The sequence below is a fragment of the Tersicoccus solisilvae genome, from assembly GCF_014643255.1.
GTDB classification, from domain to species: Bacteria; Actinomycetota; Actinomycetes; order Actinomycetales; family Micrococcaceae; genus Tersicoccus; species Tersicoccus solisilvae.
Map to the genome: position 1 here is coordinate 18,709 of NZ_BMJI01000019.1, position 13,644 is coordinate 32,352.

At 70.7% G+C, this 13,644-nt stretch carries 14 protein-coding genes; 11 read left to right on the forward strand and 3 right to left on the reverse strand.

Annotation, left to right across the window (positions count from 1 at the left end):
* Positions 1 to 18: 18 nt before the first annotated feature.
* Complete coding sequence (locus IEX22_RS12655; RefSeq protein WP_188668779.1) at positions 19 to 606, reverse strand: hypothetical protein; 588 nt, start codon at positions 604 to 606, stop codon at positions 19 to 21.
* A gap of 170 nt (positions 607 to 776) precedes the next feature.
* Here IEX22_RS12655 and IEX22_RS12660 point away from each other — a divergent pair, with 170 nt between their 5' ends.
* The 11 genes from IEX22_RS12660 to IEX22_RS12710 all read left to right on the forward strand — a co-directional run bounded on the left by IEX22_RS12660 (position 777) and on the right by IEX22_RS12710 (position 12,484).
* Complete coding sequence (locus IEX22_RS12660; RefSeq protein ID WP_188668780.1) at positions 777 to 3,776, forward strand: hypothetical protein; 3,000 nt, start codon at positions 777 to 779, stop codon at positions 3,774 to 3,776.
* 218 nt (positions 3,777 to 3,994) lie between these two features.
* Positions 3,995 to 4,276, forward strand: coding sequence for a hypothetical protein (locus tag IEX22_RS12665; protein WP_188668781.1), 282 nt, complete (start codon positions 3,995 to 3,997; stop codon positions 4,274 to 4,276).
* 19 nt (positions 4,277 to 4,295) lie between these two features.
* A complete protein-coding gene (locus tag IEX22_RS12670; protein WP_188668782.1) occupies positions 4,296 to 4,796 on the forward strand; it encodes a hypothetical protein in 501 nt (166 codons plus the stop codon).
* Positions 4,797 to 4,842: 46 nt separating this feature from the next.
* Positions 4,843 to 5,289 carry a hypothetical protein gene (locus IEX22_RS12675; RefSeq protein ID WP_188668783.1) on the forward strand — a complete coding sequence of 149 codons (447 nt, stop codon included), beginning with the start codon at positions 4,843 to 4,845 and terminating at the stop codon, positions 5,287 to 5,289.
* 249 nt (positions 5,290 to 5,538) lie between these two features.
* Positions 5,539 to 5,850, forward strand: coding sequence for a hypothetical protein (locus IEX22_RS12680; protein WP_188668784.1), 312 nt, complete (start codon positions 5,539 to 5,541; stop codon positions 5,848 to 5,850).
* A gap of 41 nt (positions 5,851 to 5,891) precedes the next feature.
* Positions 5,892 to 6,785, forward strand: a complete 894-nt coding sequence (locus IEX22_RS12685; protein WP_188668785.1) for a hypothetical protein — start codon at positions 5,892 to 5,894, stop codon at positions 6,783 to 6,785.
* 49 nt (positions 6,786 to 6,834) lie between these two features.
* The gene (ligA, locus tag IEX22_RS12690; RefSeq protein ID WP_229660016.1) at positions 6,835 to 9,009 is read left to right on the forward strand and encodes an NAD-dependent DNA ligase LigA; all 2,175 of its coding nucleotides are present in this window, start codon (positions 6,835 to 6,837) and stop codon (positions 9,007 to 9,009) included.
* Entirely contained in the window at positions 9,009 to 9,983 is a 975-nt protein-coding gene (locus IEX22_RS12695; RefSeq protein ID WP_188668786.1) for an inositol monophosphatase family protein, read from the forward strand. The genes ligA and IEX22_RS12695 overlap by 1 nt, the downstream gene beginning before the upstream one ends.
* Positions 9,980 to 11,194, forward strand: a complete 1,215-nt coding sequence (locus IEX22_RS12700) for a DUF6226 family protein (RefSeq protein WP_188668787.1) — start codon at positions 9,980 to 9,982, stop codon at positions 11,192 to 11,194. Before IEX22_RS12695 ends, IEX22_RS12700 begins: the two co-directional genes overlap by 4 nt.
* Positions 11,195 to 11,207: 13 nt before the next feature.
* On the forward strand, positions 11,208 to 11,702 hold the full coding sequence (locus IEX22_RS15895; RefSeq protein ID WP_229660017.1) for a DUF2087 domain-containing protein: 495 nt from the start codon (positions 11,208 to 11,210) through the stop codon (positions 11,700 to 11,702).
* On the forward strand, positions 11,699 to 12,484 hold the full coding sequence (locus IEX22_RS12710; protein ID WP_188668788.1) for a type 1 glutamine amidotransferase: 786 nt from the start codon (positions 11,699 to 11,701) through the stop codon (positions 12,482 to 12,484). The genes IEX22_RS15895 and IEX22_RS12710 overlap by 4 nt, the downstream gene beginning before the upstream one ends.
* A gap of 116 nt (positions 12,485 to 12,600) precedes the next feature.
* Here IEX22_RS12710 and IEX22_RS12715 read toward each other — a convergent pair whose 3' ends face one another.
* Together IEX22_RS12715 and IEX22_RS12720 are read right to left on the reverse strand one after the other, a co-directional pair.
* Entirely contained in the window at positions 12,601 to 13,260 is a 660-nt protein-coding gene (locus tag IEX22_RS12715) for an MBL fold metallo-hydrolase (RefSeq protein WP_229660018.1), read from the reverse strand.
* 61 nt (positions 13,261 to 13,321) lie between these two features.
* Positions 13,322 to 13,639 (reverse strand): hypothetical protein, encoded by a 318-nt coding sequence (locus tag IEX22_RS12720; RefSeq protein ID WP_188668789.1) that lies wholly within the window; start codon positions 13,637 to 13,639, stop codon positions 13,322 to 13,324.
* Positions 13,640 to 13,644: the final 5 nt, after the last annotated feature.

Consider the following 13,644-nt stretch of genomic DNA (forward strand, 5'->3'; position numbering starts at 1 on the left):
TGGTGGGCAGGGGCTGGGTCAGCCGGTGGTGGGGATCTCGGTGATGAAGCTGATGACTCCGTCGTCGTAGGCGATGTCCCACAGGTTGCGGTCGAGGATCTCCCCGCGTTCCTCTGACGTGAGGATGGAACCGTCGCGGTGGCGCAGGGTCCAGGTGGTGAAGTCGACGGGCGCGATCACGAACTCGTCTCTGCGTCGAGGAGCGCCGAAGGGCAGTGGTGCGGGTGGTTCGACCAGGATGTTGCCGTCGAGGTCCCATTCCAGGCCGGCGAGGGTGGCGCCGAGAGCGATGGTGAAGCGTTGCTGAGGGTCGTCGGGAGCACGATCGGTGAAGCGGGTGCGTCGACAGGTCTCGGTGAGCCACTCGAGGTAGGTGCGCGGGGTGGTGAAGAACTGCATCGTGTGGGTGAGGCTGCCGGGTTCGTCGTCGAGGCAGAAGTGTCGGGGTAGGTCGGTGACGCAGACGACGTCGCCCGTGGGGGTTCGCCCGACGATGCGGCGGTCACCGGGGTGGGCTGTCGAGACGATGCCGGCAGGGGTGTACGGATCGTAGGGGAACTCGTCCCACAGGGTGTCCTCGTTCTCGAATGTCGCGGGGGTGTCCACGGCGATCCCTTCCGTCGGGCCGTCGCCGCCACGATAACGAACACGGAACCGGGCACGCGTTCGGCGGGATAGATGGTTTCAGGCTCGACGCGGCAGAATCGACCAGAACGGGAAGACATGAGACGCAAGGGACACGCCGCGCAACGCGCGATGATGCAGGGGGAGTGCTCGTGAGTTATGACATTGCGGCGTTCGAGAAGAATCTGCCGGATCCGGAGACGGTCCGCACCGCCGGCACCACGCTGAAGTCGAAGGCGGATTCGTTCTCGTCGAAGGCGTCGTCGACGTCGTCGTCGTGGGCGAAGTTGCAGCACCAGGGGGTGTATTCGGCGCCGGGGGATGAGGTGGTGTTCTCGGCGTTCGGGCCGGTGACGACGGCGGCGTCGGATCTGGTGACGGATGTCGGGACGGTGAAGACGGCGACGGACGGGTTCGCCGACGACGTCGACACGATCAAGACCAAGCTGGCCGGGATCAAGGCGGACGCGGCGTCGTTCGAGAGCGAGATCGCGGGCCGGTCGCGGGATGACTGGGATGACGATGAGGGCCTGGTCAAGAAGGAGCAGGACATCATCGGCGGCCTGAACGGGTTGTATGCGGACCTGCAGACCGCGCAGATGACGTGCGCGAATGCGATCAATGCGATCTACGGCGGCCCGACGTATGTGTTGGTGACGCAGGACGGGCCGAAGGCCGGTCAGATCGCGTACGGGTACACGAAGGAGCAGTTGGACGCGGCGTCCACGGAGGGCAACATCCCGTGGGGCAAGCCGACGGAGTGGGACAAGCCCTGGTACAAGGACGCGTGGGACGGGGTGTGCTCGTTCGGCAAGGGCGTCTGGTCCGGGGTGACGGGCACGGTCAAGGGCCTGTGGAACATGGTCAACGTGACGGACATGGACACGTTCAAGGCGACGTGGACGGGGCTGGGGAAGCTGGCCCTGAACGTGGCGATCGTGTCCTCGCCGATCGCGCAGGTGGCGATGCGGGCGACCGGTCATGGGGACGTGGTGGACAAGGCCGGTCAGGAGCTGCTCGCGGTGGGTAAGGCCGCGATCCACTGGGACGACTGGAAGCGGGACCCGGCGTACGCGGCCGGGGCGACGACGTTCGACCTGGCGACGATCCTGCTGACGGCCGGTGGTGGTGCGGTGGCGAAGACCGGGTCGGTGGCGGGCAAGATCGCGGAGATCTCCAATGCCGGCGGCAAGGTCGGCGCGGTGTTGAACGCGACGAAGATCTCCTCGCTGGCGAACGTGACGATCAAGGGCATCGACCTGACCAACATGCTCAAGATCAAGGGCATCACCATCGCGACGGACGGCATCAAGATCGCCGGCACGAAGATCGCGGAGCTGCCGGTGAAGATCTCCGGCGGCACGAGCAACCTCAGCACCCGGGTGGCGGCGATGGCGGACCAGCTGGGCCTGGGCGGCCCGCGCCTGGCGACCGCTGGGGCCCACGGGATGGGCGACGTGGCCGGCGGTGCGTCCACGCGTCCGACGGTGATGCACCTGGGCGCGGACACCCCGTCCCGGCCGACCGGCACGACGGGGGCGCACCCGGGCACGGGGTCCGGTACCGGTACCGGTACCGGTGGTCGGACGGTTCCGGCGGGCGAGCCGCGGTTCGGGGTCCGCACCGAGGACGGCACCCCGTCGGGCAAGCCCGTCACGTCGACCACACACCCGGACGCACCGGAGCCCGGTTCGGCGAAGCCTGCCGCGACGACGACGCACCCGAAGGCCCCGGAGCCCGGTTCGGCGAAGCCTGCCGCGACGACGACGCACCCGGAGGCCCCGGAGGCCGGTTCGGCCAAGCCCGCCGCGACGACGACGCACCCGGACGCCCCGGAAGGCTCGGCCAAGCCGGCCGCGACGACCACCCACCCGGAAGCCCCGGAGGGTTCCGCAAAGCCGGCTGCGACGACCACGCACCCGGAGGCACCGGAGGGCTCGGCGAAGCCGGCCGCGTCGACGACGCATCCGGAGGCCCCGGAGGGTTCGGCCAAGCCGGCAGCCGCGCACGACGTCGCGGACCACGGGAACGGCCCCTCGACCGCGGAGACGCACATGCCGGACAGGGACAGCAACCCGGCTGGCACCGAGACGGGCCCGGGAGCCAGCGAGCACCCGACGAGCGCGGGCGTCGACACGACGCCCGACGGTTCCGATGCCCCGGCGCAGCCGGCCGGAATGGTGGACGACCCGATCGTGCACCGCAACGCGGAGGGGCAGCCGACCGCCGTCGAGATCGAGGGGCGCCGCTACGAGATCGACACGGACCGTGCGTCGCTGAACGACCTGACGCCGTCCACGGATCCGCGCAGCTGGGCTGATCCGGACGGGTTCCTGCGCAACCACATGGACCCCGCGGACTACCGGGCGCTGGACGCCGAGCGGCTCCCCGACGGCAGCCTGCCGCCGGAGGCCACCGCGCAGGCCGTCGACCGTCTGATCGAGCAGCGGCTCGGCCACCCGAACGAGTGGGTGCACCAGTACTACTACGACCTGCCCCACGACCAGGCGGCATTCATCCGCGACCTGCGCAACCAGTTCCCGGTCGGGGACGAGTCGACGCTGTACCAGAAGATCATGCCCGCCCGCTTCTTCGACTCGATGTTCGACCCCTCCAACGATCGTCGGCTGACAATCGGCGGATACGTGACCCACGCCGCGGACTCTCGAGGGCTCCACACGGTGGACGAGATCATTCAGGGCCTGCGGCTCGATTACATCGTGGGCCGAGACGTGCATGGCCTCCCGAAATTCGGCTACGACTCTCGGGAGATCGATGAAGTGCTCGCCATCCGTTACCACACGGATGCTGTCGGGTTGTCTCGAACGCACATCGACGACGCGGCCAACCAGAAATGGGTGGACCAGCAAGAGGGTCTACTGCAGGATCGCACTCCTGGGCATGAGGCCGACGCCGGACAGTTGTATGACGAGAACGGCAACGAGCTGATGCCCGACGATCCCTCTCAGTGGCCTAACACTGGCACAGGCCTCACAAGCAGCCGCGTCGACGGCGCCGAGATCATGCCCGAGCTCTCTATCGACAAGCCCAATGCACCGATTCGCAATGGCGCCCAGATGTGGAAGATCGACAAGCAGGGTAAGGAAGAACTGGTCGGCATCTTCCATGAGGGTGACTGGGTGCGCTTGTGAGTGAGAGCAGGGACGGCCGCCTCCTGACCGGTACGTATGGGACATGGCGGGGAGAACGTCACGCGTTGCTCGGGGCGGTGCCGGACGGAGGACGGTTGCTCCTGCTCCGATGGGGCGACGTTGCCATGCCGCCACCATGGAAGTCCGCTCAACTCCCCGGGCAGTCATCGCCTCGCTATCGCAACAAGCTGAGTGTCGAATCCAGCGAGGTGAGTGACGTGTTCACCGTTCAGGTGGACGGCAGCTGGAACAACTGTGCCCTCGTGATCGACGACGAGCCGGATGATCTTTCCTGGATGGTCGGATTCGTGAATGGGCGCGACGCGTGGGCCCATCACGCCCAGGACCAGCCGGGAATCGATGGCGACCCCTACGATTCGGTCGGCGGAACGCTGCCGAAGGCCGATGTCGAGAGCGTCGTTTCCCATGTGCAACGATTCGAGGACGGAAAACCGGTGGGGAATCCGGAGGAGCGGTGGGAGTACGGTCCGCTCGCTTGAGCAGGACCTTGTAGCGGGTGTGAGCGGGTCAGTCGGCGAGCGTCTGCTCACGGGAAACTACGGACACTGGGATGGCGTCGTCCATGCCCTTTCACGGGTGTCGCCGAGCCATGGAACCTATCTGGTGGTCTCGACCTCGAATGAGCCGCGCGAAGGCTGGACGAGCAGAGCATTCATGTCCGGTCGGACGCCACGGTGGGAGAACACGAAGGAAGTCCCCGCCGCGGATGTGCCGGAGGTATTCTCGGTCAGCGTTCGCTCGGAGTGGCGGCACTGTGACGTGCTGGTCGACGAGGCCCTGCCCGAGAACAGGTGGAAGGTGACCTTCCGGGACGGCGCGCAGGCGTGGGCCGCCGGCGCGCAGCATCTTCCGGGAATCGACGGTGACCCCTACGACCGGGTGTCCGGCTGGATCGACGGGGACGACCTGGGTGAGTTCCGATCCCTCGTCCAACGCTGGGAGAACGGCAAGCCGGTGGGCGACCCCGAAGAACGATGGGAGTACGGTCCACTCGGCTGACGGATCTGCAGCGCCACCACGCTGACACAGTCCTTGAGGAGAATCGGTGACGAGTACCGGCGGCCGCCTGCTGACCGGCGCTTACGGCATGTACTCCGGCCGGAGGCGTCGGCTGCTCAAGGCGACGCCGTCGCCGGGCGAGTACGTCGTCGTGGCGGACGAGCACGGCCGGGCTGAGTCCGTGACAGTGAACGAGTCCGAGGTGACGGACGTGTTCTCCGTCCGGGTTACCAGTTCGTGGCGCGACTGCGAGGTGCTGGTCCACGAGGATCTGGGGGAGGGCCGGTGGGAAGTGGAGTTCCTCGATGGCGCGCGAGCGTGGGCCGCCGGTGCGCAACGCCTCCCGGGCATCGACGGCGACCCCCGCGATCGCCTCACCGGGTGGATGTCCACGGACGACCTCGCGCCGTTCACGTCTCACGTCCAGCGGTACGCCGGTCGCTCTTTCTCCGGCCACCCCGAGGAGCGATGGGAGTACGGTCCGCTTGGCTGAGCGAGGCAGGGCCACCCGGCGGCCGCCGCGGGTGCCGGCCCGCAGGAAGCGAGATCGATGAGGACGACGAGGGACGGGCGTCTTCTGACGGGCGCCTATGGCACTTGGCGGGGAGAATGCCATGCGTTGCTCGGGGCGGTGCCCGATGGAGGGAAGTTGTGGCTGCTCCGATGGACCCATGATCCGTTGCCATCACCGTGGAAGTCGGCACGTCTGGGTGGAGAAGCTCCGATCCGCTTCCGTCATCAGTTGAGCGTGGAGGCCACCGAGGTGAGCGACGTCGTCCTCGTCCAGGTGGAGGGAACGTGGAGTCGGTGTCGTGTCATCATCGACGGCGAGCCGGACGACCAGCGATGGCAAGTGGGGTTCGCGAACGCCCGGGACGCATGGGCGCACCATGCTCAGGACCAGCCGGGTATCGACGGCGACCCGTACGACGTCGTCGAGGGAACGCTGCCGAAGACCGACGTCGCCGACGTCGTGTCGCTCGTGCAGCGGTACGAGGGCTCGAGCCCGGTGGGTGGTGTCGAGGAACGCTGGGAACACGGTCCGCTCGCGTGACCCCGCCCGCCCCGTAGGGTGAAACCACCGACCGTGTCCGCGTGACGAGAGGAAACACCACCGTGGTCCTGCAGAAGGTGCTCTACCCGGCGCTGCGCGACGAGTTCCTGTCCGGACGCCTCCAGCGCATCGGCGGGTTCGTCCTGCGCGCGCAGGACGCCGTCGCCGCGCAGACCCCGGCCCAGCTCCACGAGGCGTTCGCGCTCGGCTACCCCGGCTCGCCCTACGACCCGAACGCTCCCTTCGTCGACGTCATCCGCTTCCAGCCCCCGCGCGGCCCGGTCATCCACGACGCGATCAGTCCCGCCGTCGTCGATCACCCGCCCTACACCGGCACCGGATTCGCCCCCTGGCCGGACCACGTCGCCCCCGTCTACCTGCTCGACGAGACGCCGCTGCCCGCCGGGGCCGAGATGTGGCGCGTGTCCGCCGACGGCTCCGAGGACCTGGTCGCCGTCCACCCCGACGTCGCCACCGGCTGGCTGCAGGTCGCCGGAGGCGAGCCGGTCCCGCGGGTGCCGATCCTGCCCTCCACGCTCGCGTGGCACGCCATCTGGCAGGGCCAGGACTTCGTCGCCGACGTCACCAGGGACGGCATCGTCCTGCTCGCCGCCGAGCAGCTCGACGGCTTCGAGGCCACCCGCGGCCCGGCGTGGCGTCGCGTCGTACCGGCCGAGGAGGTCACCGACGTCTTCCGGATGCGGCTCGAGTGTCGCTACCGGGGCCTGCCGTGCCTGGTCACCGACAGCGGGCAGGACGAGAACGGCACCGTGCTGCGGCTGGCCTACATCGGGCACGACGCCGAGTTCGCCGAGGGCATGAGCCTGCACAAGCTCGACGCCGGCTGGTACTGGACCGCCGCCCGGCAGGAGGAGATCGAGGGATTGCAGGGCATCCAGGAGCGCTTCGAGGACCTGCCGCACGCCGACGCGTGACCGGCTGATCCGCGGCAGTTCCGTCGGTGGGGTGCGGCACAATGTTGCCGTGAGCACAGAGGCGGAGATCCCCGAGTCCGAGGCCCCGGCAGACGACCTGCAGCGCGCGTACGACGAGACCGTCGACGCGATCCGCAGCGCCCGCGTCGCGTATTACACCAACGACGCGCCCACGCTCTCGGACGCCGAGTACGACCGGCTGTACCGGCGGCTGGAGGAGCTCGAGGCGCTGCACCCCGAGCTGCAGACCAACGACTCGCCGACCCAGGAGGTCGGCGGTGAGGTGTCCGCCGCCTTCAGCCCGGTGACGCACCTGCAGCGGCTCTACAGCCTCGACGACGTCTTCTCCCTCGACGAGCTGAAGGCCTGGTTCACCCGCGCCGAGGCCCAGATCGAGCAGCTGCACCTGCCCGCGCCCGCGTGGCTGACCGAGGTCAAGATCGACGGCCTGGCCGTGAACCTGCTCTATGAGAACGGCATGCTGGTCCGGGCGGCCACCCGCGGGGACGGCATCACCGGGGAGGACATCACCGCCAACGTCGTCACCATCGAGGACGTGCCGCGCCGGTTGAGCGGCTCCGACTGGCCCGAGCGGCTCGAGGTCCGCGGCGAGGTGTTCATCCCGAGCGCCGACTTCCTCGCGCTGAACGAGCAGATGGTCGCCGACGGGAAGGCGCCGTTCGCCAACCCGCGCAACTCCGCGGCCGGTTCGCTGCGGCAGAAGGACCCGAAGGTCACCGCGTCCCGGCCCCTGCACGTCTACGTGCACGGCATCGGCGCCCGCGAGGGGCTGACCGCCACCACCCAGTCGGCCACGTACGACCTGCTCGCCGGGTGGGGCCTGCCCGTTTCGCCCTACACGAAGGTCCTGGCCACCTACGACGAGGTGCTCGCCTTCATCGAGCAGTACGGGGAGCACCGGCACGACCTGCGGCACGAGATCGACGGCATCGTGATCAAGGTCGACGACCTGGAAACCCAGCGCCGGCTCGGCCACACCTCCCGCGTGCCCCGCTGGGCGGTGGCCTACAAGTACCCGCCGGAGGAGGTCAACACCAAGCTCCTGGACATCCAGGTGAACGTGGGCCGAACCGGCCGGGTCACTCCGTACGGCGTGATGGTCCCGGTGAAGGTGTCCGGGTCGACGGTGGAGATGGCCACCCTGCACAACCAGGACGTCGTCAAGGCCAAGGGCGTGAAGATCGGCGACATCGTCGTCCTCCGCAAGGCCGGCGACGTCATCCCCGAGATCGTCGGGCCCGTCGTTGCCCTGCGCGAAGCGCAGGATCCGCCCGTGCGGGACTTCGTCATGCCCACCCACTGCCCGTCCTGCGGCACGGAGCTGGCCCCGGCCAAGGAGGGCGACGCGGACATCCGCTGCCCCAACGCCCGGTCCTGCCCCGCCCAGCTGCGCGAGCGCGTGTTCCACATCGCCGGCCGTGGCGCGTTCGACATCGAGGCCCTGGGCTGGGAGGCGGCCATCGCCCTGACGGCCCCCGCGGAGCCCGCGACGCCGCCGCTGACCACCGAGGCCGACCTCTTCGACCTGACCCCGGAGAAGCTCGCCGACGTGCGGATCGAACGGGAGAAGAAGGTCAAGGGCGTGGCCACGGGCGAGACCGAGCTGGTGCCCTACTTCTACACGCGCGGCACCGCGAAGAAGCCCCCGGAGCCGACCGCGAACACCCGGCACATGTTCGAGGAGATGGAGAAGGCCAAGAGCCAACCGCTGTGGCGGGTGCTCGTGGCGCTGAGCATCCGGCACGTCGGGCCCACCGCCGCGCGCGCCCTGGCCGGGGCGTTCGGGTCGATGGACGCGATCCGGGCGGCGAGCGTCGAGGAGCTGTCCCACGTGGACGGGGTCGGGCCGACCATCGCCGAGGCGCTGACCGAGTGGTTCGCCGAGGACTGGCACCGGGAGATCGTCGAAACCTGGGCGGCCGCCGGGGTGCGGATGGCGGACGAGTCCGACGAGTCCGTGCCGCGCACCCTCACCGGGCTCACCGTCGTCGTCACCGGCTCGCTGCAGAACTTCAGCCGCGACGAGGCGAAGGAGGCGATCCTCACCCGGGGTGGCAAGGCCGCCGGCTCGGTGTCGAAGAAGACCGACTACGTGGTGGTGGGGGAGAACGCCGGCACGAAGGCGGACAAGGCCGAGCAGCTCGGCGTCAAGGTCCTCGACGAGGCCGGTTTCGAGACGCTGCTCGCCACCGGGGAGGCGTGATGGACACGCCTCACGCCGGCACCGCCGGTAGCGGTCCACGCCGGCCGGACCTCGACGCGCTGCTCACCACCGCCCGGCGAGCCGCCGCCGCGGGTGCCGCCGTCCTCGCCGGCCGGGACGAGGACCGGATGGAGGCGCGGAACAAGTCGTCGGCGTCGGACTGGGTCACCGCCTACGACACGGACGCCGAGCGAGCCGTCCGGGCGGTGCTCGCCGCGGAACGGCCGGACGACATCGTCAGCGGTGAGGAGTTCGGCACCTCCGGGGCGGCCGGTGATGCGGCCTCACCCGACGCGGATGCCGGGGAACCCGCCGAAGCTTCCCGGACGACGGCGGCCACGGGCGTCGGCGGTCCTGTGCCTGCCCTGCGCTGGTCCATCGACCCGCTCGACGGGACCACCAACTTCATCCGCGGCATCGTCTACTACGGCACCTCGGTGGCCGTCGTCGACGAGGACGGTCGCTGGCTCGCCGGCGTGGTCAACGCCCCGGCCCTCGGGCGGGAGTACTGGGCGGCGGCGGGGGCCGGGGCCTGGCGCCGCTCCTCGGTCGAAACGCCCGACGTCGAGCAGCTCCGGCGACTGTCCGGACCGGATCCCGACCGGTCCGGCAAACTCATCGCCACCGGCTTCGCCTACAACGGTGTGTCCCGCACTCGCCAGCTCGGTGAACTCGGCGGCATGATGAGCGGCTTCGCCGACCTCCGACGCCTCGGAGCGGCCGCCCTCGACCTGTGCCTGGTGGCGGACGGCACGCTGGACGCGTACCGCGAGAGCGGGCTCCACGAACACGACTGGGCGGCCGGCGCCCTCATCGCCGAGGAGGCGGGGTGCTGGGTGCACCGGCCCACGGAGGCGGTCGCGCGCATCGATCCCTCCTCCCAGTACCGGGAGGAGGGCATCACCGCCGCTGCCAGCATCCGCGACGCCCGCGCGCTCGGCTTCTTCCTCGAGCTCAGCGACGGCGGCGCGTGAGGTCGCACCGGCTGTTCCCGGGGCCGGCACGGCCCCTGCCCGTCGCGGAGGAGATACCGCGCGGGTACGCGGAGTACCGGCTCGTGGCCGAGGCACCGGCACCGCCCACGGTGCACCACGCCACGGGCTACGACGCCTTCGCCGACCTGCTCACGCGCCGAGCCCAGGACGTCCGGCTGCTCGCCAGGCGCCCCGACCTGCTCGTGCCGCTGGTCCGGGACCTGACCGACGTCCTGGTCGGCGATCCGGCCCTGCGGCGCAGCGCCGCCGTCTTCTGGGGCAACGCGCTGGTCGCCGTCCGCGAGGGGAGTGCATGGATGACGTCGTCCGGCGGCAGCGGCCTGATGGTGGGGGACGGCGGTCGCGGCATGGACCCCGGAATCGCCGTCGACATGCTCGTCGGGGTGCGGACCGCCGTGGACGCCGGCGTGGATCCGGCGGACTTCCCGCAGCCGGAGCAGCTCCGGTCGATGTTCGCCCAGAGCATCGACGCCTGGATGACCGACCCGCCCTGGGTCGACCCGATCATCGCCCTCGGTGACCCCGACGCCGTCCCGGACGTGGTCGAGGTGGCGGCGGGTTACCGCCGTCCGCCCGCCGTGGACGAGGCGATCGCGGCGGACGCACGACGGTATCCGCCGCGGGCGATGGGCGAGCAGCCGCGCGACGAGGAGTACTCGGCGACGACCCGGATCGAGCGCTATCGTCCGCTGCACACGGTGGCCGACGCGCTCATCGATTATCTGGCGACGACCTTCGTGTGCGAGGTGCGCGACGGCGGGGGTGAGCCCGCCGGACCGACCGCGCACGGCGTCGAGGAGCTGCACGCCACCGTGCGCGATGTCGTCGTCAGCACCGGCCTGCCCCGTTGCGCCGACCTGCGCTTCCGGTACACCGATTACCCTTCCGTCGTCGTCGCGACCGGCGTCTTCACCGAACGTCTGACGCCGTTCTGCGGGTGCGACGCGTGCGACGAACCCCTGGAGTCCTCCGTCGACGACCTGGAGTGGACGGTCCTTACCGTGGCCGGCGGCGGCTTCACCGAACGCCTGAGCGCCGACGGCACCGAGCAGACCACCCGGCTGGCCAGTGTGGACCGCGGCGAGAGCGGGACGTCGTCGAACCACCAGCCGTCGGCCGACCTCGCCGCCGTCCTCGCTCGGCTGGCCGATGTCGCGGGTGGATGGGAGCCCTGGCCCCGCCGGCGCTGACTAGCATGACGGGGTGGTGACCTCCCCCAGGAATGACCGTGAGCCCGTCCCGTGGCAGCGGGTGTTCGCGGCGCTGGCGAACGACAAGCTGCGCCTGGCGTACGGCCGCGCCGTCGTGCACGGCGTCGACCGGCTGGACGAACGGGAGACCCGCAAGCTGACCGACGCCGGCCTGCTCGCCACCGACCCGCGGGGCGCCGTCGTCGTCGACGGGTCGGTGTTCCGGGCCGCCCTCGCCGCGTCCGCCGTCCCGCAGCCCACCGGCGTCGACCGGTTCTTCCGCGAGGGCCGCATCACCGCGGTCCCGCGCCGGACGGAGGACCGCGACGAGCTGCTCGGCCACCTGGCCATCCGGCTCTTCGGCGTCGAGGACGTCCTGACCGAGGCGGAGGTCAACCGGCTGCTCGCCACCGTCACCCGCGACGTCCCCTCCCTGCGCCGGGCCCTCGTCGACTTCGGTTTCCTCACCCGGGAGACCGACGGCAGCCTCTACTGGCGCAGCGCATGACCGCGCCCGTCCTGGTCCTCCAGCACAACGTCTGGGAGGGTCCCGGCCTGATCGGCGACGCCCTCACGGCCGCCGGGCTCACCCTGTCGGTGCGCCACCTCATCGATCGTCCCGACGATGCGCTGCCCGCGGTCATCGACCTCGCCGGCGTCGTGCTGATGGGCGGCCCGATGCGGGCCACCGACCACGCCGCGCACCCCGGGCTGGCCCGGGAGGCCGAGCTCGTGCGCGAGGCCGTCGCCGCGCGGGTGCCCGTGCTCGGCGTGTGCCTCGGGCACCAGATCATCGCCACGGCCCTCGGCGCGGCCCTGCATGCCGGGGCCACCCACGAGGTGGGACTGCTGCCGGTCCACGCCACCGGTCCGTGGTCGTCGCCGGAGAGCGGCGACGAGATCGATCGGACCGGGCTCGACGTGCCCGGCCTCGGGTTCCCGGCGGGGGAGACGACGGTGCTGCACTGGCACGGGGACAACGTGGACGCGCCCGACGGCTCCGTCGTCCTCGCCTCGTCCGCCGGCTGCCCGGTGCAGGCGTTCACCGTCGGCAGCGCCCTGGGCCTGCAGTTCCACCCCGAACTGACGCCGGCGATGCTCGACCGCTGGCTGGACGAACCGGACATGCGGGCGGACCTCGTGGCCCCGGGTGAGGATGCCGATACGGCGGCCGACGCCCTGCGGGCTGCCTTCGCGGCCGAGCACCCCTCGGTCGCCGCCGCCTTCGCGCCGGTCTTCGACGCATTTGCCCGCCGCTGCGCCGACGCCGCCGGGCTCGCGTCGCCCTGACGCCGGAGCGTCGACGGGGCCACCCCGTGATCGGGACCGTTGTTGTCGATGGCGTGGGTTGATCCCGGCGCGATGGCAAGAACGGTCCCATCCACGGGTCGCGCTACCGGGCGCCGCTACCGGGTGCCGCCGGCGCGGACCCGGCCGATGATCGCGTCGATCCGCGACCGGAAGTCCGCCCGGTCCGTGAGGGCGAGCGGCGGCCCGTCGTCCGTGGTGCCCCACGGCACCAGTACGTCCACGTCGAGCCCCCGGATCAGCTCCAGGCTCGCCACATAGTCGTCGCGCAGGCCGGGATCGAGGACCACTGCCTTCCACGCACCGTGCTCGATCCAGACGGCGTCGCCGGTGAACAGCACCCGGCGCCCGTCGTGGGTCCAGCGGTAGCAGGTGGTGCCCGCGGTGTGCCCGGGCGTGGGGATCGCCTCGAGGTCGTCGTCGATCCACTGCCGCCCGTCGACGATCTGGGCCACGGGCAGGGCGCGGGCGGTCTCGGCCCGGTCCCGCTCGTGCACGAGGACGGGCACGTCCAGGCCGGGCGGCCCGTACATCGCCTCATGCGCGTGGTTGATCAGGAGCCGGGTGGGCCGGAGTGCCTCGATCGCCGTGGCGGCGGCCGTGATGCCCGGGGAGTTGTACACGATGACGGTGCCGTGGGGTCGGTCGAGCACGAAGGACCGCACGACGACGTCGGCCTGGTAGGGCAGCCGCGCGCTCGGGGTGACCTTCAGGCCGTCGACGGAGGTGTCGAGCAGGACGGCCCCGGTCGAGGTCACGGGTGTCTCCGTTCGCGGGGGTCCGAGCGGTCGGGAAGGGCACCGCCTGGAAGGACGGTCGTCACGGCGTGATCCGCCGGCCGGTCACCGTGGTGCGCGGGAGGCGCCCGGCGCGCGAGTGGCCCTCCATCCAGTCACCGGTGAGGACGACGTCGAAGTCGAGGGTCAGGCGCAGCGGCCGGGTGATCGTCTGCGTCCAGGTCACGTGCTCGCCGTCGCCCTCCGGCGCGGTGCGGATGTCCCGCAGCGGCACCGTCTCACCCGGGGCGCTCGCGGAACCGGTGAGCGCGTCGTCGTCGCCGGCGAACGTCATCTCGGCCTCGAGCCGGCCGATCGGGGTTCGCATCGTCAGGGCCCAGCGGCCCGGGAGGGTGGTCATGAGGA